This window comes from Micromonospora sp. WMMB235, from assembly GCF_001855515.1.
In the GTDB taxonomy this organism is placed as follows: Bacteria; Actinomycetota; Actinomycetes; order Mycobacteriales; family Micromonosporaceae; genus Micromonospora; species Micromonospora aurantiaca.
In genome coordinates, this window is the sequence record NZ_MDRX01000001.1 from 3868673 (window position 1) to 3889178 (window position 20506).

Below are 20506 nucleotides of genomic sequence, written 5' to 3' on the forward strand. Positions count from 1 at the left end.
GTCGCTCGGCCGTCACTCGTATCCCATCGCGGGGATGATCTCGCCCAGTTCCCGCTCGACGTACGCGCGGGTGTCGGCGTCGAACTGGTCGTCGCGGTGCGCGAGCTTGTCCGCCTGGAACGTCGACGCGGTGACGGCGTCCTCGACGCCGAGCCGCTCGAACAGGGCGCGTCGCTGCCCGGGCCAGTCGGCCGCCAGGTCCTCCGCCTTCACCTCGACGTATCGCCGGGTCGTCAGGTCGGCCGCGTTCCTCCAGGCCAGCCACCTGTCGTAGACCGGCAGCAGGTAGGCGAGCGCACCGTCGACCGTGGACGGAGCCCACGGCTGGGCCAGGTGGGAGGCGAGCACCGAGATCGGGTGACGCTTGATGTGCACGATCGTCGCCTCGGGCACCAGTTCCCAGAGGAAGTCCAGGTAGAAGAGGTTGAACGGCGTCTTCTCGCACCAGGTCGGCTTGCCCGCGTCGGCCGCCGCCCCGCCGAACAGGGTGTCGACCAGGCCCCGCAGGACGCCGATCAGTTCGCTCCGGTCACGGAAGTACCTCGGGACGACCCGCCGTCGGCTGGCCGGCCCGAACGGCCCGGCGGGCCGGTCGCCGTCGCCGAAGCCCTCCGCGGGCGCGGGCTCCTCGAAGGCGTGCGCGATCACCTGCGGCCAGAGCCGGTGTACGGCGTCCCGATAGCGCCGCTCGCCGACCAGCTCGGGCACGGTCTTGCCACGGTCGTCACGCCGGCCGGGCACGCGTACGGTGAGGAAGTCGCTCAGCCGGTGCAGGGCGTCCTCACCGACGATGGGGTCGTACCGGTCGGTGAGCGCGTCGGCCAGATCCCGCAGGCCGCCCGGTTCGACGAGGAACTTGGTCTCCATGGGGATCCGGTGGATCAGCGGATGCTGGCCGATGACGTCGGCGATCCGCGACGTGCCCGAACGGCCCGTGCCCGCGACGAAGACCGGTGAGGGGGACGGCATGGACGGCAGTCAAACTCCCGGCCCGGCGCAGGGGCAATCCAATTATCCCCGCCGCGATCAGCTGATCGCCCTCCTGGCCGACGCGGTCGGGTCCGTCACAGTGGCGCACCCGACGCGGGTCGCCGTCGACGGGCCGCCCGCCGCCGGAAAGACCACGCTCGCCGACGAGCTGGCCGCCGTCCTGCGCGCCCGCGGCCGGTACGTCATCCGGGCGACAGTCGACGACTTCCTCTTCCCCCGGGAGCGGCGCTACCGACGGGGTGAGTTCTCGGCGCAGGGCTGCTACGTCGACACCCACGACCACGGGACGCTGAAGCGGGTGCTGCTCGATCCGCTCGGCCCGGGCGGCGACCGGCGCTTCCGGCACACGGTCTACGACCACGCCACCGACGCGGTGCTGTCCCCGCCGCTCACCACCGCTCCCGCCGACGCCGTGCTGGTGTTCGACGGCGTCTTCCTCCTGCGCCCGGAACTGCTCGACCGGTGGGAGCTGCGGGTGCTCGTGTCGGCCGCGCTGGACCGTACCGTGGAGCGTGCGGTGGTCCGGGAGAGCCCGGTGTCGTCCCGGGCCGACGTCGAACGGCGCTGGCGGGAGCGTTACCTGCCCGCCCAGCGGCTCTACTTCGCCACGGCCCGCCCGGCCGAGCACGCCCACGTCGTCGTGCACAACGACGATCCCCGGCAGCCGATCTGGGAGACCCGGACACACCCGGATGGCAGGCTGGCGACCATGGACAGGAATCGGGTGGCCGCCTGGATCGCGGCGTACGAGCAGGCGTGGCGCACACCGGGAACGGCGGCGCTCGGCACGATGTTCACCTCCGACGCGAGCTACCGGCAGGGGCCGTACCGGGATCCGGTCGTCGGCCTGCCCGCCATCACCCGCATGTGGGACAGCGAGCGCGACGGACCCGACGAGGTCTTCGAGATGACATCGGAGATCGTCGCGGTCGACGGCGACACCGCTGTGGCACAGGTGCAGGTCCGGTACGGCGACCCCGTCCACCAGGAGTGGCGCGATCTCTGGATCATGCGGTTCGCCGAGGACGGCAAATGCTTGTCGTTCGAGGAGTGGCCGTTCGCGCCGGGGAAGCGGGCCGCCGCCGGGTGAGAGACCGGCCGTCTAGTCGGCGGATATCTCCCCGAGAACGCGTTGCGCCTCGGCCGATTCCTCCGCGTCCTCGGGGTCGTCGACGGTGCGGGAGTAGGTGGACAGCGTCTTCCAGAGCGCCCAGCCACGTCCGCGCGCCCAGGTCGCGTCGTCCACCGACAGCCGCTCGCGGAATGCCGCCCGGCCCTCGACGCTCAGCAACGTCCAGGCGATCGCCAGGTCGCAGGCCGGGTCACCGACGCCGCATGTCCCGAAGTCGATGACGGCCGCCAGCCGGCCGTGCGCGAGCAGCAGGTTTCCCGAGGCGATGTCGCCGTGGAACCAGCGATCCACCCCGTCCCAGCGGGCACCGACCGCCCGCGCCCAGATCTCGCGTACCAGCGCGGCATCGACGTGGCCGTCCAGCGCCAGGAGCGCATGCTCGACCTTCTTGTCGTACGTGCGCAGCGTGCCGCCCCGGAACCAGTTGTGGACGCCCGGCTGCGGACCACCGGCGGCGTCGACGTCCTGCAGGGCCGCGAGGAATCCGGCCAGGTCGAGGGCGAACCGCACCGGGTCGGCGATCCGGTCCACGGCCGCGGTCTCGCCGTCGAGCCAGCGGTAGATCGACCACGGATACGGGTAGCCCGCACCCGGCTCGCCCTTCGCCAGCGGTGCGGGGATGGGCAGTGGCAGCCGATCGGCGAGGGCCGGGAGCCACAGGTGTTCCTTGTCGACGGCCAGGGCGTACTCGGCAGCGCTGGGCAGGCGCACCAGCAGCTCGGGGCCGAGGTGGAAGGTCCAGTTGTCCCAGCCGCCCTTGGCGACCGGTTCGATCCGGAGGGCGGCCAGGTGTGGGAACTGGTCGGCTACCAGGCGACGCACCTGCTCCACGCCGACGGCGGTGCGTCGTGGCGGGGGACCGAGATCCGGTACGTCACTCACGCCCGTTTGGCGTACGCGACGAACGCCGCCCAGCTCGACGGCGTGAACGTCAGCGCCGGCCCCTGCCGGTCCTTGCTGTCCCGCACCCCCACCACACCGGGCAGGTTGTCCGCCACCTCGACGCAGTTGCCGCCGTTACCGCTGCTGCGGGTGCTCTTGCGCCAGGTCGCGCCGGTCAACTCCATCGCTTCGCCGCCTCCGTGATCGCCGCCAGAGTCGCCCCGTGCGGCATCGCCTCCGCGCGAATGGACTCCCACGTCTGCCGCAGTGAGTTCACGTCCACCGTGCGCTCCACGATTGTGCCGTGCAACGGGTTATCCAGATAGCCCAGATCGTCGCCGTCGGCCGGGGTGGCGAGCACGAAAGCACCGTTGAGCCCCGGATAGGCACCGACCGTCTCCGGCACCAGGTGCAGGTGCACCCGGGGCCGCCGTGCCATCTCGATCAGGTGCTCCAACTGCTCCCGCATCACCTTCGGCCCGCCGACCGGGCGAGCCAGCGCCGCGTGGTCGAGCACCACCACGAACTGCGGCGGCGTGGGGCCGTCCAGCACCGCCTGCCGGGCCAGCCGGGCCGCCACCTGCTGTTCGACCGCCTCGCCGACGAACTGCGCGGCCCCTTCGTAGAGCGCTCGGGCGTACCCCTCGGTCTGCAGCAATCCGGGCACCACGAGTGGCTCGTAACTGCGTAACGCCGTCGCCTCCTGCTCGATGCTCACCCACTCGCGGAACCACGGCATCAGCGCCTCCTGCATCAGCGCGTCCCGGATCCGCACCAGCAGGCCGCCGCCGTTCAGCACCTCGTCGCAGCGCTCGGTGAACTCGGCGCGCGGCGCCCGGCGGCACTGCTCGACGGCCGCCACCAGCGACGCCGAATAGCTCACCCGCTCACCCAGCGCCTCCTGGGTCAGCCCGGCATCGGTGCGTAACCGGCGCAGCTCGCCGGCGAACAGTTCCCACAACGGCACACGGATCATCTGCACACCTCTGCACACGGCTGCACACGGAAATCGGCCGGTCGGACGGCCAGGAAGGTGGGGGTGGAACGCCTTCCGACCCTAGCGGCGCGGTGACGAGACTGTCACGCAGTGGAGCCGAATTCGTCCGGTTCCCGCTACCGAGAGGAGTTGCGCCGTGCGACTGCGCTGGTTCCGCTGCCGGGGTGCGTCGGCACCGACGCTGCCCCACCGGGTACGGGGCGACAACCTGCCGGAGTGGATGCGGCAGCCGACGCGTCCACTGCCGACGATGGGCCCGGGCCGGGTCGGCAACCTCACCCCGGCGCAGCAGTGGCGGGCGAACGGCGGTCGCTGGTCCGTACCGGAGCAGCGCGGGAACGGCGGCGGCCATCGGTCCGCCCCGGAGAGGCGCCCGGGAGACGGCCACCACGAGGAGCGCCGGTGATCAGCCACCAGCTCGGGCAGCCGCCGGACGGGCCCAGGCCGGATCGCCCCCGGCCGTACCCGTTGCACGCCACCCCGCACACGCCGCTGCGTCCGATGTGGTGTTGCCGGGCCTGCGGCCAGCCGTGGCCGTGCCCGATGGCCCGCCTGCTGCTGCGCAGCGAGTACGAGGACAACCGGATCGGGTTGTCCATCTACCTGTGCGGGCTGCTGTACGAGGCCACGCGCGACCTCTACCGGCTGAACCCGAACGACGCGCCGGCCCCGGCCGACATGTTCGCCCGCTTCGTCGGCTGGGGCCCGTACCGCCGTCACCGGCCCGTCCCTCCGGGCGGCGACTGTTAATAAGGGGCCCTTCCTCTACCGGAGGCGTTAATAGGGTGCCCCTCCTTTCACCGCCAGCCGACGTCGATGCGGTCGCCTCGCTCGTCGAAGAAGTGCAGCGCGTCCATCCGTACCTGCACGGCGAGCGGGTGCCCGGGCGACACCTGCGGGTACGGCGCGAGCCGTACCGCCAGTTCCGCCGGACGACGGTGGTGGCGGCCCGGGTCGGGCAGCACGCTCGTGCGGTTGCCGGCGCCCCCGCCGGCCTCCGGGGCCGGGGCCGACGACTCCGCCGCGCGGCCGGTGAGCCGCTGCATCACCTGGTTGAACCGGCGCAGGCCGCGCTGGCCCGGTGCGGCCTGCTCGACCGGCGTGCCCATCTCGTCGACGACGATCGCGGTGGCGCCGATGTCGAGGAACGCGAGCGACTCGTGACCGTGGTGCTCCAGGTAGCGGATACGCCCGTGCAGCACGTCACCGGCGGTGTCCGGGGCGACCGGGGTGAGCGCCTCGGCGCGCATGCCGACCACGATCCGCTCACCGTGGTAGTGCGCCACCGCACGGCTGCGGATGTCGTCCCAGGGCAGGTAGAGCGACTGCTCGCCGAGGTTCAGCGCGACGTACCGGTCGAGGTGGACGTAGACCGACGCCTCCAGCAGGTTCATCCGGGGGCTGCCCAGGAACGCGGCGACGTAGAGCGTCGCGGGACGGCCGTACACCTGGGTGGGGGTGCCCACGTCCTGGAGCACGCCCTTGCGCATGATGGCGACGCGGTCGGCCATGGTGAGCGCCTCGGCCTGGTCGTGGGTGACGTAGATGGTGGTGACGCCCAGCTCGCGGGTGAGGCCGGAGATCTCCGCCCGCAGCTCGGCGCGCAACCCGCTGTCCAGGTTGGAAAGTGGCTCGTCCATGAGGAACAGGCCGGGCCGGCGCACTATCGCCCGCCCCATGGCGACCCGCTGCCGCTGGCCACCGGAGAGCTGGCTGGGCTTGCGCCCGAGCACGTCGCCGATGCCGAGCGCGCTCGCCACGTCCTGGATCCGCTCACCGCGCGGGCCGGGCTCGACGCCGCTCAGGCGCAGCGGGAAGCCGATGTTGTCGCCGACCGTCATGTGCGGATAGAGCGCGAAGTCCTGGAAGACCATGGCGATCTTCCGGTCCCGCGGTGGCAGGTCGTTCGCCAGCTCACCACCGAGCATGATGGCGCCGGAGGACGGATCCTCCAGTCCGGCCACCATGCGCAGCACTGTCGATTTCCCGCAGCCCGACGGGCCGAGCAGCACCATGAACTCGCCGTCGTTGACGTCCAGATTGATGGTGTCGACCGCGACTGTTCCGTCCGGGAACACCTTGGTGACATCCTTGAGCGCGACGGTCGCCACCGCCACCTCCCCAGCTACTCGCCCCAAACCCGGGAATGACTGTGACCAGGATCATCTGATTCGCACATCGGGTAAACGTGCCATGTTCAGCTCGTGACAGTCCTATTAACCGGTATTCGCCGGGCTCCGCAGTTAAGTGACCTGCCGGTAACCACTTTTACGGCGTTTCGCCGAGGAACACGCGGCGCACCACGCGCTCGGCGGCGTGCCCGTCGTCGAGCGCGCAGAACCGCGACCGGAACGCCGTCCGGGCCCGCTCGGCCGCCTCGTCGTCGACCGCGCCGGAACGGAACACGTCGAGCAGGCCGGGGAAGTCCAGCGCGACGGGCCCCGGCGGCTCGGCCAGGAGGTCGAAGTAGACGCCCCGGGCGACCCGGTAGGCGTCCCAGTCCGGCGCGTAGACCACTATCGGCCGGTCCAGCACCGCGTAGTCGAACATCGCCGAGGAATAGTCGGTGACCAGCACGTCCGCCGCCAGGTAGAGGTCCTCCACCCGGTCGTACGCGCTCACGTCCAGCACGCCGTCCGCGGCCGGTCCCCGGGGGTGCCGCTCCCGGTCGTGGAAGTAGTGGCTGCGCATCAGCAGCCGGCCCCGGGGCCCGAGCACGTCGAGCATCCGGTCCGGGTCGAACGGCGGCCGCCACCCGGGCAGGTGCTCCCGGTGCGTCGGCGCGTAGAGCACCACGTACTCGTCGGGTGCGATGCCCAGCGCGGCGCGGACCTGGCCGCGGTCCTCGGCGGTGGCCAGCGCCAGCCGGTCGTTTCGTGGGTAGCCGACCTCCAGCGTGGTGTAGTCCGCCGGGTACGCCCGCTCCCACATCTGGGTGGAGAAGCTGTTCGAGGTGATGCTGTAGTCCCAGCGGTCGACGCGGCGCAGCAGGCCGGCGAAGTTCATCCCCATCGCGCCCACCGGGTAGCGCTGCTGGTCCAGGCCCATCACCTTCACGGGCGTGCCGTGGTGGGTCTGCACGTGCACCGAGCCGGGGCGCTTGCGGACGAAGTCCGGGAAGTTGACGTTGTTGACGAGCCAGCGGGCGCGGGCCAGCACGCGGTGGTACTCGCGGCTGCCGGCCACCACGTACTCGACGCCCGGCGGCAACGTGGCCACCCGGTCGCGGCGGACGATCCACACGCCGCGCACCTGCGGCGCGAGCCGTCGGGCCGCCTCGTAGATCGCCGCCGGGTTGCACGAGTAGCCCCGGTACCAGTAGGCCGCGTACACGGCGAGCGTCGGGTCGATCGGCCGGTGCAGCTCGGCCCGGTAGTACTCGCCCAGTGCCAGGTCACGGGCCCGCCGGGCGGTACGCCGCACCACCGGCGTCACTCGCCGCCGCGCCCGCCGCGCGGTACGCCGGGCCGTCTCCCCCGCCTGGTGCGCCTCGCGCAACGCGCTGAACGTCCGCCAGCGCCCGGCCGCCACCAGCCGGTGCTTGAGCCCTTCCGGGCCGGGCGGGACCGGGTAGCCCTCGGGCGGCAGGAACCGCACGTAGTCGGCGTGCATCTGGGCGAAGAACGGTGCCCGCAGCTCGGGCGCGATCCGGGCGCCGTTGCCGAGCACCGTCAGGTAGTGCCAGATCATCCGCTCGAAGACGGCCGGTCGCAGCCCGGTCACGTGCCAGCGGTCCATCAGCCCGAACACGCGGTGCCACTGGGCGAAGACCTCGAAGTGCCGGTCCCCCCGGGTCTTCGTGATCGCGCCGGTGCGGCGCTGCCGGTAGTTCAGGCAGATCCGGTCGAGTACGCCGATCCGCCCGGCCGCCATCAGCGCCGGATAGCTGAACGAGACGTCCTCGTACCAGCCCGGCTCGAAACGCAGCCCGCGTTCGAGCAGGAACTCCCGGCGCACCACCCGGTTCCACGCGGTGTGCAGCAGCTTCAGCGTCTCCGGCCGGTCCCGCAGCGTGAACGTCGTGGCGCCGGGCGGGTCGGGGAACACGTCACGCATCGCGCTGCGGGTGCCGATGTTGTTCCAGTGCGCCCGGACGTGATCGACGATCAGCACGTCCGGCGCGGTGTCGCGGAGCCGGTCCGCGACGTGCGGCAGGCAGCCGGGCACCAGCCAGTCGTCCCCGTCGACGAACCACACGTACTCGCCGACGGCCCGGTCCAGCCCGATGTTGCGGGCCGGACCGAGCCCGACGTTCTCGGCGAGGCGTACCGGGCGGACCCGGGGGTCGCGCAGCGCATACTCGGCCAGGATCTCGCCGCTGTCGTCCGGCGAGGCGTCGTCGACACCGATCACCTCGATGTCGCCGAACGGCTGGCCGAGGATCGAGTCGAGACATTCCCGCAGGTAGCCCTGCACCTTGAAGGCCGGCACGACGAAGCTGATCAAGGTCACCCCGGCCCGCCCTCCGTCAGCCCGGCGAGCGCACACCCCCACGGGCGCGGGCCGGCAGGACCACCCAGGCGAGGACCACGCTCGCGACAAAAACCACGAGAAGGTACGCACCGATTGTAGCTAGAGCGATACTCGCATATCCGGCGATCAGCCCGATTGCCAGCAGCAGCGAACGCCCCGGCCAGCCCAGCGTGGCCGCGTGCAGCGGCGGCGCCGACTGCCGCTTCTCCAGCCGCGCGGTCAGGTCGTAGTGCAGCAGCGTAAGCACCAGGACGTACCCGAAGATCAGCCACGCCGGCGCCCGGCCCGCCACCCCGACCGCGATGGCGAACAGGTACTCGGCGGCCCGCAACGCGGCCGGCACCAGCCAGTCCAGCGACCCGTCGTGCGGCGCCCGCGACGCCTGGGCGGCCCCCAGCAGCAGCACCAGCGCGAGCACCGGCACGAAGACCGGCAGGTCCCCGCCGCCGTGCACCGCGAGCAGCGCCCACACCAGCGTCCCCGCCGCGCCGAGCGCGCCGAGCACCGCCAGCAGCAGCGGCCGTCGCGCGGTCGGCAGCGTGCGCACCAGCAGGCCGTCGTCGCGGTGCAGACCCGCGTCCACAGTGGTCAGCACCGGCACCCGCATCCACCGCGCCCGCAAGGTCCGCAACCCCCCGGTGTACGCGAACGCCAGCGTCCCCCAGACCAGCACCGCGACCAGCGCCACCAGCGGCCCGAACAGCGCGGCGGCGATCGCGATCAGCGCCCACCGCTCACCGATCGGGAACACCACTGTGCGCTTCAGCCAGTACGACACCGAGCCCGTGTCCGCCTGCACCCGCGTCGACGCGGCGTTCAGCTTCCCGCCGATGCCGCCCGCGTCCGCGGTCACCACCTTCGGCCGCCGGGCTGCCTCGTCGTGCAACGCGCCGTACCACGTGTCCGTCATGTGCCGCACGGTCTGCAACGTCATCGCGGCGAGCGCCAGCGCCCAGCCGTACCGGAACCCGGCGTGCGTGGCGCCGAAGCCGAGACCGGCGTAGACCACGTACTCCTTGAACCGGTCGGCCATCGTGTCCAGCCAGCCGCCCCAGGCGCTGAAGTGCCGGGTGTAGCGGGCGAGCTGCCCGTCCACGCAGTCGAGCACGAAACCCAGGTAGAGCAGGACCGCGCCGGCCACCAGCGCGGGCCGTCCACCGGCGCCGAACAGCACCGCCGCGGCCACCGCGAACGCCACCGAGACCATGGTGACCCCGGTCGGGCCGATCCCGATACGGGCCGCCGCCTTCGTGACGTACGGGGACCAGGTGCTGACGAAGAACGTGGTGAAGAAGTCGTCCCGCTCCTTCACCGACAGCTTCAACTCGGCGCGGTCCTCGTCGACGGCGGCCACCGCCGACTCGGCCGCCACCCGCTGCGCCTCGTCGCCGACCCGGTGCGCCACGAGCAGACGTACCCGATGGGCGAAGATCAGCGTGCCGCGGGCGGCGAGGTCGGCCACGAGCCGGTCCACCGCGTCCAGCGGCCCACCGCCTGCGGCGCGGCGGGCGGCCTCGGCGAGCGCCGGCAGGTCCGCCGCGCCCACCCGCAGCGCGCCGCCGAACACGCCGCTCGCCTCGGCGGCGCCGACCTCGACCACCTGCCCGCGCTCCTCACGCACAGTGGCCTGCCCGGGAGCGGGCGGATCGGTGAGCACCAGCGCCACCGTCGGCCCCACCGGGCTGGTCGCGAGATGCTTGAGTACGGCGGTGTGCGCCACCAGGTCAGCGCCGCTGACCAGCACCGGGCCGGACGCGGCGGCCACCAGATCGGCCAGCTCGGTCAGGTCGGCGGCGATGCGCACGTCGTCCGCCCCGGCCCGCCGCCACTGCGCGGCCAGCCGTTCGGTGAGGTGGCCCGCCGCCGGGTCGGCGGCGAGCACGATCGCGAGCGTCACCGCTTCGCCGCGTCGGCGTAGGCGGCCAGCGCCTCGTCAATCGTCCCGTCGACGATCAGCCGTCCGGCGTCGAGGTAGAGCCCCCGACGGCAGAACCGGGTGAGGTCCTTGTCGTTGTGTGACACCAGCACCAGCGTGCGCCCTTCCGCGAGAAGTCGCTCGATGGTCGCATAGCACTTCGCACGGAACTCCGCGTCCCCGACCGCTGTCACCTCGTCCACAAGCAGCACCGGGTGCGGCAGGTGCGCGATCACCGCGAAACCCAGCCGCACCTTCATCCCCGACGAGTAGTGCCGCACCGACGTGTCGATGGCGCGTTCCACCTGCTCACCGGCGAACGAGACGATCTCGTCGAAGTGCTCCCGCAGGTACGCCGACGAGAGGCCGTGCAGCCCGCCCACCAGGTAGAGGTTCTCCCGGCCGGTCAGGTCGCCGGAGAACCCGGCGGACAGTTCGAGCAGCGGCGCCACCCGGCCGTGCACGCGGATCGAGCCCTCGTCCGGGATGAGCACACCGGCGATCAGCCGCAGAAGCGTGCTCTTGCCGGTGCCGTTGCGGCCCACCACGCCCACCGTCTCGCCCGGCTCGACCCGGAACGACAGGTCACGCAGCGGCCAGAACCGGCCCGCGTCCGGGTCGCGGGCGCCCCGGTGCACGATCAGCTCCCGCAGCCGCAGCTGACGGCGCCGGTTGCGGACGAACCGGATGCCGAGCCCGTCCGCCTCGATGATCGGGGCCATTCAGAGTTCCTTCAGCACTGCCGGTTCGAGGCGGTGGAACGCCCACCAGCCCAGTGCCAGCACCAGCACGCTGCCGGTCACCGTGATCGTGAGCAGGCGGGCATCAGGGAACTCGTCCGGATACCAGACCGCGTGGTGCAGCTGGAAGATCCCGACCAGCGGGTTCAGCTCGTACCCGATCTTGAGCCAGCCGGGCATGCCCGATTCCCGCACCAGGTCGAGCGGGTAGATGATCGGCGTCGCGTAGAACAGCAGCCGGATGACCAGCCGCATCGTGCGTTCGATGTCGCGCATCAGCACGTTGCCCGCCGACAGCAGCAGCGCCAGGCCCACCAGCAGCACGAACTGCACCGCCACCGCCAGCGGCAGCGCGAGCAGGCTCCAGCCGGGGCGGATCTTCCCCTGGCTCGCGTAGATCGCCGCGACGGCGGCCAGGATCGGCAACCCGGCCAGGTACTCGGCGAACCGTCCGGCGACCCGCCCGATCGGGAAGATCGGCCGGGGCAGGTTCATCGTGGTGATCAGCCGGGACTGCCCGGTGAGCGCGTTCGCCGCCTCGGTCAGCGCCGAACTCGCCCACATCCAGGCGAAGATCCCGGTGATCAGGAACAGCGGGTACGACCCGGCCGCCTCGCCGAGGTGCCGCCGGGTCGCGCCGGAATAGAGCACGCCGAAGACGAACCAGTAGATCAGGCCCATGCCGAGCGGCTCGATCAACGACCAGAAGTAGCCCAGCACCGACTGCTGGTACTTCACCGCGAGATCCCGGCGGACCAGGATGCGCAGCGAGGTGCGGGCGGACCAGAGCGCCGCGACGCCTGACGTCACAACGCCATGGTCGCGCTTTTCCGTGCCGGCGCGACGGCCGACAGCGCCGGGTCACCCCAACGGAGTCAGCACTCGATCACGTTGACGGCGAGCCCGCCCCGCGCGGTCTCCTTGTACTTGACCTTCATGTCCGCGCCGGTCTCCCGCATGGTCTTGATGACCTTGTCCAGCGACACGTGGTGCACCCCGTCGCCCCGCAACGCCAGCCGGGCCGCGGTGATCGCCTTGATGCTCGCCACCGCGTTGCGCTCGATGCACGGAATCTGCACCAGGCCACCCACCGGATCGCAGGTCAGCCCCAGGTTGTGCTCCATGCCGATCTCGGCGGCGTTCTCCACCTGCTCCGGCGTACCGCCGAGCGCCTCGGCCAGCCCGGCCGCCGCCATCGAGCACGCCGAACCCACCTCACCCTGACAGCCCACCTCGGCCCCGGAGATCGACGCGTTCTCCTTGAACAACACACCGATCGCGCCCGCCGCCAGCAGGAACCGGACCACGCCCTCCTCGGAGGCACCCGGAACGAACCGGGTGTAGTAGTGCAGTACAGCCGGGATGATCCCGGCGGCACCATTAGTCGGCGCGGTGACCACCCGCCCGCCGGCCGCGTTCTCCTCGTTGACCGCCAGCGCGAACAACGTCACCCAGTCCATCGCGCGCAGCGGATCCTGGCTGCCGGTCTCCGCCTCCAGGCCGCGCCGCATCTCGGCCGCGCGCCGCCGGACCTTCAACCCACCCGGGAGTACGCCGTCACGGGTGCAGCCGTTCTCCACGCACTCGCGCATCACCCGCCAGATCTCCAGCAGCCCGGCGCGCACGTCCGCCTCGCTGCGCCAGGACACCTCGTTGGCGAGCATCACCTCACTGATCGACAGCCCGGTCTCCGAGGTGACGGTCAGCAGCTCCGCGCCGGTCAGGAACGGGTGCCGTACCCGGGTGCTGTCCGCCTTGATCCGGTCCGCCCCGGCCGCCGCCTCGTCCACCACGAACCCGCCACCGACCGAGTAGTACGTGCGCGTCCGCACCTCGCCCCCGGCCGCGTCGTACGCCGCGAACGTCATCCCGTTCGGGTGATACGGCAACGACCGCCGGCGATGCAGCACCAGATCCGTGTCCGGATCGAAGTCGACCCCCTGACTGCCGAACAGGTCGAGCCGCCGCTGCGTGCGGATCCGTTCCACCCGCGGCCCGACCGAGTCCGTGTCGACGGTCTCCGGGACCTCACCCTCCAGCCCCAGCAGCACCGCCCGGTCACTGCCGTGCCCGTGGCCGGTCGCGCCGAGCGAGCCGAACAGCTCCGCCCGTACCCGCGCCACATCCGCTAGCTGACCGTCGGCCTTCAGACCCGCCACGAACGTACGGGCGGCCCGCATCGGCCCGACGGTGTGCGAGCTGGACGGCCCGATACCGACGCTGAAAAGATCGAAAACACTGATCATTTGCTGCTTTCCTCGCCGTCGTCCCCGTTGTGCGGATCCGAGCCGGTGCGTGGGTGCCGCGCCCGCCAGGCGGGTAGACGGCCGGCGCCCGGGGTGGGGGCGCCCGACCGGCGAGCCTACCTCGCCCCCGTGAATACCCGCCCCCACTCCGCCACATACCCGCCCCGGCGCACGCGTCCGCCCCCTCCCCGTTCCACTCCCGCCGTCGCCCACCCGCTCCCTCCCGCCCGCTCAGGCCCGCGCCCGACCCGCCCGCCCTCGCGCTACTGCCGCCGACTCCCGCCCCGCCCCTCCCCGTCGATCTTGGAGTTATGGCGCCCAGGATGCCCGAATAACGCCATTCGCGAGGTGCCACAACTCCAAGATCGACGCGCCGTGGCCTGCCCCCGGGGAGATCTTGGTACCGGATGGCCCCTATAGGGGCACTTTCCTACCAAGATCTCCACTGATCCCAGTCAGCGGAACGCCAGTCCCGCGAGGCGGAAAGCGCTCGACGCAGCACCCTCGCCGAGCAGGCCTCCCGCCCCACGCCACCCCCACCACTCCCGCGATCTTGCAGTTGCGGCCCTGAACAACTGCGCGAATCGGGCACAACGGGGGCCGCAACTGCAAGATCGCGAGGGCTGCGCGGGGCAGCGCGAGGGCCGCACGGGGCGGCGCGAGGGCGAGCGAGGGCGGCGCGAGGGTGAGGCGAGGAGCGGGGGCGTTGGTGAGGAAGCGCCGGGGTAAGCACCTACGGGTGCCCGGGTCGCCGATCCTCCTCGGGGCTGAGGGCGCGACGCGTACCCCTTTCTACCGTGGAATCAGCGCGGCGGATCGCCGCAGAAGTGGGAGACGACGATGAGTCGCAAACTGGTCCGGCCCCGCCAGGGGCGCATGATCGCCGGTGTCTGCGCCGGCCTGGGGCAGCGGTTCGGCATGTCGGCCGGCATGGTCCGGCTGCTGTTCCTGCTGTCGCTGCTGCTGCCCGGCACGCAGGTGATCGTCTACCTGATCCTGTGGATCCTGATGCCGAACGAGGACCGCTACCTCGCCACCCGCTGACGCGACACGAGCCGGGACGCCGGCACACACGCGACGCGCCCGCCCCGGATCATCGGGGCGGGCGCGTGGCGTCAGAGCGGTCAGGGAGCGGTGTACGTGACCGTCACCTTCTCGTACCCGAGGGAGCGCAGCAGCCCTTCGAGCATCTTGCGGGTGTTCTCCTGGGCCCGGGCGGTGAGCCCGCTGTCCCGGGCGGCAGCGGTGATGCGGTCCTCGGCGAGCTTGTAGACCTGCTGCTGCCGGTTCGGGTCGCCCGCGACCAGGTCGTTGAGCCGGTTGATCAGGCCGCGCTGCTCGGCGAACACGTAGCTCTTGTCCATGTCCAGATCGGTCTCGCCGAGCTGCGGCGCGGGAAGCTTGATCTCGGCGGACTTGCCGTCCTCGGAGACCACCACGGCACCGTCGGCGATCTTCCCGAAGTCGACGTACGCCTCGACCCGGCCCGCCCCGACGAACAGCGTGCGCTCGTTGAGCAGGAAGTCGGGCACGTTGCGCCTGTCGTTCTGCACGTCGACCACGACCTGGAAGTTGCCCTCGGCGGCGACGTAGCGGCTCAGGTCACGGATCGACTTGAGCAGCGGCGGCTGGCTGCGGTCGGTCTGCTCCTTGGCGAACGGGTTGCGGAAGTCGGGCAGCAGACCGGTGGCCTGCACGCCGAGCAGCACCACGACCGCCAGCGCCGCCGCGCCGAGCACCCAGAGCAGGCCGCGCGCCGGGCCGCCACCCGACGCCGGGGCACCGGGGGCGTACTCGCGGTCGTGGTCGGGCGAGCCCTCCGCCCGGTCGCGAAGGGACTCGCTGGTGGGGTAGTCCGGGAACTCCCGGGTGGGCTCGTTGATGTCACCGTCGCGGGCCATCGCCCTCACCGTCCTCGTCCGACACTTCCTCGTCCGACACATCGATCCTCAGCCGACACATCGACTGACAATGACGGTACGGCCACCGTGCGACAGTCGCTCGCCGAGCGACCCGATCGGGTGAAGCCGCAGGTCAGGCGAACGCGGACAGGCCGGTGAGCCGCTGGCCGATGACGAGCTGGTGGATCTCGGAGGTGCCCTCGTAGGTGAGCACGCTCTCCAGGTTGTTGGCGTGCCGCATCACCGGGTACTCCCCCGAGACGCCGTTGGCGCCGAGGATCGTGCGGCACTGCCGGGCGATGGCGAGCGCCTCGCGGACGTTGTTCAGCTTGCCCACGCTCACCTGGTCGGGCCGCAGCGTGCCCGCGTCGGCGAGGCGGCCCAGGTGCAGCGCGAGCAGCATGCCCTTGTTCCACTCCACCGCCATGTCGGCGAGCTTGGCCTGGGTGAGCTGGAAACCGGCGAGCGGGCGGCCGAACTGGGTGCGCGTGGTCGCGTACTCCAGTGCGGTCTCCAGGCAGTCGCGGGCCGCGCCGAGCGCGCCCCAGACGATGCCGTGCCGGGCCTCGGTCAAGCATCCCAGCGGCGCTTTGAGCCCGATCGCCTCGGGCAGTCGCGCGTCGGCCGGCAGCCGGACGTCGTCGAGGGCGATCTCGCCGGTCAGGGACGCGCGCAGCGACATCTTGTGCCGGATCTCGCGCGCCGTCACCCCCGGCGTGTCCATGGGTACGGCGAAGCCGCGCACCCCGTCGTCGGTACGCGCCCAGATCACGCCCACGTCCGCGATCGGCGCGTTGGTGATCCACAGTTTGCTGCCGTTGAGGATCCAGTCGTCGCCGTCGCGGCGGGCGCGGGTGGCCATCGAGGCGGGGTCGGAGCCGTGGTCGGGTTCGGTGAGCCCGAAGCAGCCGATCGCCTCACCGGCCGCCATGGCGGGCAGCCAGCGCTGCTTCTGCTCCTCGCTGCCGTAGCGCCAGATGGCGTACATGGCGAGCGATCCCTGCACCGACACCAGCGAGCGGACGCCGGAGTCGCCGGCCTCCAGTTCCAGGCAGGCGAGCCCGTACGCGACCGCTGACGCGCCGGCGCAGCCGTAGCCGGTCAGGTGCATGCCGAGCAGGCCGAGTTTGCCGAACTCGCGGGCCAGTTCGCGGGCCGGAACCTGGCCGTCCTCGTACCATCCGGCGATGTGCGGGCGTACCCGGTCGGTCACGAGCCGGCGCACGACGGTGCGGATCTGCCGCTCCTCGTCGCTGAGCGACGCATCGATGTCGAGCAGGTCGAGAGGAGTCATGGCGTCACCTTAACCAAGACTCAGGGAGGCGTCACTCGCCCTGGTCACCGAGCACGAGCACCCGCGCGTGGATCTGGTTGCGCTGCTGGAGCGCCGCGCGCAGCGCCCGGTGCAGGCCGTCCTCCAGGTAGAGGCCGCCGTTCCACTGGACGACGTGCGGGAAGAGGTCGCCGTAGAAGGTGGAGTCCTCCGCGAGCAGCTTGTCCAGCGCGAGTTCGCGCTTGGTGGTGATGAGCTGGTCAAGCCGCAGCGGGCGCGGCGGAATCTCGGCCCACTGCTTCAGCGTGAGGTTGTGCTCCGGGTAGGGACGCCCGTCCCGGACCGCCCTGAAGATCACGGCGTGCTCTCCTCCCCAGGCCAGGCTGACAATGTGGATGTCAGCCTAACCGCTCAGGTCCACCGTCCCCGCCGCACCACATCCTGCACCGGACGCCGCCCTCGGCGCAGCGACGGTGACCGGTGGTCGACAGCTCGGTAACCTACTGTGATCGCACCGATCGGGTGCAGTTCCGGCGGTACCCCGAACGCCTCCCGGTACGCCCCGATGCGCTGCGGCGGGATGCCGAAGAAGCAGGCGCCCAGCCCTTCGTCCACGGCGGTGAGCAGCATCAGCAGCGCCGCGAAGCCGGTGTCCACGTACCAGTAGGGCACCGGCCAGCGGTCCTCGGCGCGGTCCGACCAGCCCTTGTCCGCCTCGGCGTAGCGGTCCAGGTAGGCGTCGCGGTTGGCGTGCGGCACCACGATCAGCGGCGCCCGGCGCATCCCGGCCAGCCAGCGTTCCCGGCCGCCGCCACCAGGCGTGGTCGCGGCCCAGAACCGTTCCCGGTCCTCGGGTTCCTCCAGCACCAGGAAGCCCCAGCCCTGCGAGAACCCGGCCGACGGGGCCCGGACGGCGTGGTCGAGCAGCCGGTCCACCACCTCCGGCGGCACCGGCCTGTCTGGGTCGTAGTTGCGCACCATCCGGCGGCGCCGGACGACGTCGGCGAACTCCACGCTCAGACCTCCGGGCGGACGCCCCAGGCGCCCCGCCAGGTCTGCCCCGGCTCCAGCATGATCAGGTCCTTCCCGGAGCGGAACGCGTCGGGCGGGCACGTCATCGGCTCCACCGCCACGGACCGGCGGTGCCGTTCCCCGCCGAGCGTGTCGCCGGTGAACACCTGCCACCAGCCGAACTCGCGGTCCGCCCAGATCCGCAGCCCGGACGAGCCGTCCGGCGCGCTCAGCACCACCGCCGAGCCGCCGTCGGCGTCCCGCTCGACGTCACCGAACGCGGTGTCGAGCACCAGGTCGCCGATCGGGCGCGGGCTGGTGAAGTCGAACTCGGAGCCGGTCACCTCGGCGGCGGCGACCGGCAGCAGGCGGCTGTCCACCAGCACCCGCCGCCGGGCCGGTACGTGCAACCGCAACTCGTCCACGCCGACCTTCGGCAGTTGCAGGTAGGGGTGCACGGAGAAGCCGAACGGCGCGGGCTCGTCGGAGACGTTCGTCGCCTCGTGCTCGGCCCGCAGGCCGTCCGGGCCGACGCTCCACCGGGCCCGCAGCCGCAGTGCCCACGGGTAGCCGGGGCTCGGCGGCAGGTCGTAGCCGATGGTCACGCTGTCCGCCGACTGCTCGATCGGCTGCCACCGCACCCAGTTCACCAGGCCGTGCAGGGCGTTGTGCCGCTCCGGTTCGGTGAGGTCGAGCTGAAACGACCGTTCCCCGACCGTGTAGACGCCGTCCCGGACGCGGTTCGGCCACGGCGCCAGCACCTGCCCGGCCGAGCCAGGGCAGACCTCGTCCTCGGCGTACCCGTCGAGGTGGTCCACGCCGTCGTAGCGGTAGGCCCGCAGGCCGCCGCCCACCTCGACCACGACGGCCTCGTGGCCGTCGGCCGCGATGGTCCACTGTGTACCGGACGGAGGCTGCACGTCGATCCCCATGTCGGCGACCCTACCGTCAGTGCCGGTCCTCGGCGGGAGTGGTCGAGCGATAGCGCAGCAGCGCCGGGAACGCCACCACCAGCAGCACCGCGAGTACGGCGGCGGCCAGGCCGCCACCGACCATGGCGAAGCCGGTGCCGAAACCGGCGGCCATCGCACCGGCCCGCAGGTCGCCCAGACGCGGGCCACCGGCCACCACGACCGTGTTCACGCCCTGGAGGCGGCCACGCATCCGGTCCGGCGCGTAGACCAGCAGCATCGACTGGCGCAGCGTGGCGCTGACCAGGTCGGCGGCGCCGGCGACGCCCAGCAGCACCACCGCCACCCACAGCTGCCCGGCCAGCCCGGCGAGCGCGATGGCCACGCCCCAGCCGACCACCGCCACTGTGAGCGCGAGGCCCTGCCGTCGTACCCGGCCGATCCACCCCGAGGTCAGGCCGCCCAGCATCGCGCCGATGGCGATGGAGCTGTAGAGCCAGCCCACCGCCGAGGCACCGCCGAAGCGTTCCTGCGCCAGCTCCGGGAACAGCGCCCGCGGCATGGCCAGGATCATCGCGATCAGGTCGATGGCGAAGGAGAGCAGCAGCACCCGCGTGGTCGCCAGGTAGCGGAAGCCGTCGACGATGCTGGCGAACCCGGCCTTGCGGACACCGCCGTCCGGGTCCGGCGCGGGCGGCATCGCGGGCAGCCGCAGCGTGGCCCAGAGCGACGCGGTGAACAGCAGCGCGTCCGCCGCGTACGCGATGGGCAGCGCCACCCCGACCTGCCAGGCGGCGAAGATCAGGCCGGCGGCGAGCGGGCCGAAGACGGCGGCGGCGGTGAACGTGGTGAAGTTCAGCGTGGTGGCCGCCGGGACCAGCTCCGCGGGCACCAGCCGGGGCAGGATCGCGCTGCGGGCCGGCGAGGTGATCGCGAAGGCCGTCGACTGGAGGCCGACGAGCAGCAGGAGCAGCAGCGGGCTGCGCGCACCGGCCAGCGACTGCACCAGAAGCCCGAGCGTCGAGACCCAGAGCACGCAGCCGCCGACGAGCAGCACGCGGCGGCGGTCCCGGGCGTCGGCGACCGCGCCGCCCCACAGCCCGAAGATCAGCAGCGGTACGAAGCCCGCGATGCCGAGCAGACCGACCCAGAGCGAGCCGCCGGTCAGGTCGAACATCTCCACCGGCACCGCCACGGCGGTGAACTGGAACCCGAACATGGCGATCGCGTTGCCGGTCCAGACCCGCCGGTACGCGGGCACGCGCAGCGGACGCAGGTCGATCGCCCAGCGGCGCGCGCCCCGCCGCCGGGTCTGCGTGACGTCGGTCACGGCGCGAGCCGCTCGACGACGAAGAACCCGTCCCCGGTACGCCGGAAGCGCAGCCGGTCGTGCAGCCGGCTGGCCCGGCCCTGCCAGAACTCGACAGTCTCCGGACGGACCCGGAACCCGCCCCAGTACGGCGGCGCGGGGATCGGGTCCACGTCGGCGAACCGCTCGGCCGCCGCCCGGTACGCCGCGTCGAGCGCGGTCCGGTCCGGCACCACCGTCGACTGGGCGCTGGCCCACGCCCCGAGCTGCGAGCCGCGCGGCCGAGTGGCGAAGTACGCCTCGGTCTCGGCCCGGTCCACCTGCTCGACCCGGCCGGTCACGATCACCTGCCGCTGCATCGGGAACCAGGGGAACACCAGGCTGGCCCACGGGTTCCCGATCACCTCGGCGCCCTTGCGCGAGCCGTGGTTGGTGTAGAAGACGAAGCCCTCCGGGCCGTATCCCTTGAGCAGCACGGTGCGCCCGCTGGGCCGGCCCCGGTCGTCGGCCGTGCCGAGCACCATCGCGTTCGGCTCGGGCAGCTGATGGGCCACCGCGTCGGCGAACCAGCGGGCGAACTGGGTGTGCCAGTCCGGCGCCAGGTCCGTCTCGGTCAGGCCCAGGTCGGCCGCGTACTCGTTACGCATGCCGGCCGGGGCGGGTGTGTCGCCTGTCACTGTGGTCGTCCCTCTCCCGGGCGTGCCGGCGTCCCCCGACGCTGGCCAG

Annotated in this window: 21 protein-coding genes and 1 pseudogene; 5 read left to right on the top strand and 17 right to left on the bottom strand. The window is 72.1% G+C overall.

Features of this window, described 5'->3' with window-relative positions; genetic code table 11:
• Window positions 1-12: 12 nt before the first annotated feature.
• Window positions 13-969 (bottom strand): sulfotransferase, encoded by a 957-nt coding sequence (locus tag BFV98_RS16655; RefSeq protein WP_083395370.1) that lies wholly within the window; start codon window positions 967-969, stop codon window positions 13-15.
• Between BFV98_RS16655 and BFV98_RS32730 the strand changes: the two are divergent.
• A pseudogene (locus BFV98_RS32730) lies at window positions 968-1672 on the top strand (AAA family ATPase); the annotation flags it as partial. The gene BFV98_RS16655 and the pseudogene BFV98_RS32730 overlap by 2 nt on opposite strands.
• Before the next feature lie 27 nt (window positions 1673-1699).
• Window positions 1700-2080, top strand: coding sequence for a nuclear transport factor 2 family protein (locus BFV98_RS32735; RefSeq protein WP_255368353.1), 381 nt, complete (start codon window positions 1700-1702; stop codon window positions 2078-2080).
• Window positions 2081-2092: 12 nt separating this feature from the next.
• Here the strand turns inward: BFV98_RS32735 and BFV98_RS16665 are convergent, their stop codons facing one another.
• Genes BFV98_RS16665 through BFV98_RS16675 form a run of 3 tightly spaced genes read right to left on the bottom strand, consistent with a single transcriptional unit; the run spans window position 2093 to window position 3980 of the window.
• Complete coding sequence (locus tag BFV98_RS16665; RefSeq protein WP_071097006.1) at window positions 2093-3004, bottom strand: aminoglycoside phosphotransferase family protein; 912 nt, start codon at window positions 3002-3004, stop codon at window positions 2093-2095.
• A complete protein-coding gene (locus BFV98_RS16670) occupies window positions 3001-3189 on the bottom strand; it encodes a DUF397 domain-containing protein (RefSeq protein ID WP_013283739.1) in 189 nt (62 codons plus the stop codon). The genes BFV98_RS16665 and BFV98_RS16670 overlap by 4 nt, the downstream gene beginning before the upstream one ends.
• Window positions 3180-3980, bottom strand: coding sequence for a helix-turn-helix transcriptional regulator (locus tag BFV98_RS16675; protein WP_013283738.1), 801 nt, complete (start codon window positions 3978-3980; stop codon window positions 3180-3182). Before BFV98_RS16675 ends, BFV98_RS16670 begins: the two co-directional genes overlap by 10 nt.
• A 157-nt stretch (window positions 3981-4137) precedes the next feature.
• On the opposite strand from BFV98_RS16675, the gene BFV98_RS16680 reads away from it, so the two are divergent.
• Window positions 4138-4407 (top strand): hypothetical protein, encoded by a 270-nt coding sequence (locus BFV98_RS16680; protein ID WP_013283737.1) that lies wholly within the window; start codon window positions 4138-4140, stop codon window positions 4405-4407.
• Window positions 4404-4751, top strand: coding sequence for a hypothetical protein (locus BFV98_RS16685; protein WP_013283736.1), 348 nt, complete (start codon window positions 4404-4406; stop codon window positions 4749-4751). Before BFV98_RS16680 ends, BFV98_RS16685 begins: the two co-directional genes overlap by 4 nt.
• Window positions 4752-4798: 47 nt before the next feature.
• Here BFV98_RS16685 and BFV98_RS16690 read toward each other — a convergent pair whose 3' ends face one another.
• The 6 genes from BFV98_RS16690 to BFV98_RS16715 form a co-directional block, all read right to left on the bottom strand.
• Window positions 4799-6112: an ABC transporter ATP-binding protein gene (locus tag BFV98_RS16690; protein ID WP_013283735.1), complete on the bottom strand. Its 1314-nt coding sequence runs from the start codon at window positions 6110-6112 to the stop codon at window positions 4799-4801.
• A gap of 157 nt (window positions 6113-6269) precedes the next feature.
• On the bottom strand, window positions 6270-8453 hold the full coding sequence (locus tag BFV98_RS16695) for a bifunctional glycosyltransferase family 2 protein/CDP-glycerol:glycerophosphate glycerophosphotransferase (RefSeq protein WP_013283734.1): 2184 nt from the start codon (window positions 8451-8453) through the stop codon (window positions 6270-6272).
• Window positions 8454-8469: 16 nt separating this feature from the next.
• Complete coding sequence (locus tag BFV98_RS16700) at window positions 8470-10371, bottom strand: DUF5941 domain-containing protein (protein WP_071097008.1); 1902 nt, start codon at window positions 10369-10371, stop codon at window positions 8470-8472.
• Window positions 10368-11111, bottom strand: coding sequence for an ABC transporter ATP-binding protein (locus BFV98_RS16705; protein WP_013283732.1), 744 nt, complete (start codon window positions 11109-11111; stop codon window positions 10368-10370). Before BFV98_RS16705 ends, BFV98_RS16700 begins: the two co-directional genes overlap by 4 nt.
• Window positions 11112-11939 (bottom strand): ABC transporter permease, encoded by an 828-nt coding sequence (locus BFV98_RS16710; RefSeq protein WP_013473754.1) that lies wholly within the window; start codon window positions 11937-11939, stop codon window positions 11112-11114.
• 65 nt (window positions 11940-12004) lie between these two features.
• On the bottom strand, window positions 12005-13375 hold the full coding sequence (locus BFV98_RS16715; RefSeq protein ID WP_071097010.1) for an L-serine ammonia-lyase: 1371 nt from the start codon (window positions 13373-13375) through the stop codon (window positions 12005-12007).
• Between the two features lie 840 nt (window positions 13376-14215).
• Here BFV98_RS16715 and BFV98_RS16720 point away from each other — a divergent pair.
• Window positions 14216-14419, top strand: coding sequence for a PspC domain-containing protein (locus tag BFV98_RS16720; protein ID WP_013283729.1), 204 nt, complete (start codon window positions 14216-14218; stop codon window positions 14417-14419).
• Between the two features lie 80 nt (window positions 14420-14499).
• On the opposite strand, the gene BFV98_RS16725 is transcribed toward BFV98_RS16720, so the two are convergent.
• The 7 genes from BFV98_RS16725 to pdxH form a co-directional block, all read right to left on the bottom strand.
• Window positions 14500-15276: a DUF4230 domain-containing protein gene (locus BFV98_RS16725; RefSeq protein ID WP_013283728.1), complete on the bottom strand. Its 777-nt coding sequence runs from the start codon at window positions 15274-15276 to the stop codon at window positions 14500-14502.
• Between the two features lie 133 nt (window positions 15277-15409).
• On the bottom strand, window positions 15410-16570 hold the full coding sequence (locus BFV98_RS16730) for an acyl-CoA dehydrogenase family protein (protein WP_013283727.1): 1161 nt from the start codon (window positions 16568-16570) through the stop codon (window positions 15410-15412).
• Between the two features lie 31 nt (window positions 16571-16601).
• The gene (locus BFV98_RS16735; protein ID WP_013283726.1) at window positions 16602-16907 is read right to left on the bottom strand and encodes a type II toxin-antitoxin system VapB family antitoxin; all 306 of its coding nucleotides are present in this window, start codon (window positions 16905-16907) and stop codon (window positions 16602-16604) included.
• Window positions 16908-16960: 53 nt separating this feature from the next.
• Window positions 16961-17563 carry a nitroreductase family protein gene (locus BFV98_RS16740; protein ID WP_013283725.1) on the bottom strand — a complete coding sequence of 201 codons (603 nt, stop codon included), beginning with the start codon at window positions 17561-17563 and terminating at the stop codon, window positions 16961-16963.
• Between the two features lie 2 nt (window positions 17564-17565).
• Window positions 17566-18492: an aldose 1-epimerase family protein gene (locus BFV98_RS16745; RefSeq protein WP_071097012.1), complete on the bottom strand. Its 927-nt coding sequence runs from the start codon at window positions 18490-18492 to the stop codon at window positions 17566-17568.
• 16 nt (window positions 18493-18508) lie between these two features.
• Window positions 18509-19801, bottom strand: a complete 1293-nt coding sequence (locus BFV98_RS16750) for an MFS transporter (protein ID WP_013283723.1) — start codon at window positions 19799-19801, stop codon at window positions 18509-18511.
• A complete protein-coding gene (pdxH, locus tag BFV98_RS16755; protein WP_047892554.1) occupies window positions 19798-20427 on the bottom strand; it encodes a pyridoxamine 5'-phosphate oxidase in 630 nt (209 codons plus the stop codon). The genes BFV98_RS16750 and pdxH overlap by 4 nt, the downstream gene beginning before the upstream one ends.
• Between the last annotated feature and the right edge of the window lie 79 nt (window positions 20428-20506).

Coding starts and splice junctions, on each gene's coding strand:
- BFV98_RS16675 (WP_013283738.1), bottom strand. CDS start 3,980: ATGATCCGTGTGCCGTTGTGGGAACTGTTCGCCGGCGAGCTGCGCCGG.
- BFV98_RS16655 (WP_083395370.1), bottom strand. CDS start 969: ATGCCGTCCCCCTCACCGGTCTTCGTCGCGGGCACGGGCCGTTCGGGC.
- BFV98_RS16730 (WP_013283727.1), bottom strand. CDS start 16,570: ATGACTCCTCTCGACCTGCTCGACATCGATGCGTCGCTCAGCGACGAG.
- BFV98_RS16670 (WP_013283739.1), bottom strand. CDS start 3,189: ATGGAGTTGACCGGCGCGACCTGGCGCAAGAGCACCCGCAGCAGCGGT.
- pdxH (WP_047892554.1), bottom strand. CDS start 20,427: ATGCGTAACGAGTACGCGGCCGACCTGGGCCTGACCGAGACGGACCTG.
- BFV98_RS16720 (WP_013283729.1), top strand. CDS start 14,216: ATGAGTCGCAAACTGGTCCGGCCCCGCCAGGGGCGCATGATCGCCGGT.
- BFV98_RS16715 (WP_071097010.1), bottom strand. CDS start 13,375: ATGATCAGTGTTTTCGATCTTTTCAGCGTCGGTATCGGGCCGTCCAGC.
- BFV98_RS16705 (WP_013283732.1), bottom strand. CDS start 11,111: ATGGCCCCGATCATCGAGGCGGACGGGCTCGGCATCCGGTTCGTCCGC.
- BFV98_RS32735 (WP_255368353.1), top strand. CDS start 1,700: ATGGACAGGAATCGGGTGGCCGCCTGGATCGCGGCGTACGAGCAGGCG.
- BFV98_RS16745 (WP_071097012.1), bottom strand. CDS start 18,492: ATGGGGATCGACGTGCAGCCTCCGTCCGGTACACAGTGGACCATCGCG.
- BFV98_RS16725 (WP_013283728.1), bottom strand. CDS start 15,276: ATGGCCCGCGACGGTGACATCAACGAGCCCACCCGGGAGTTCCCGGAC.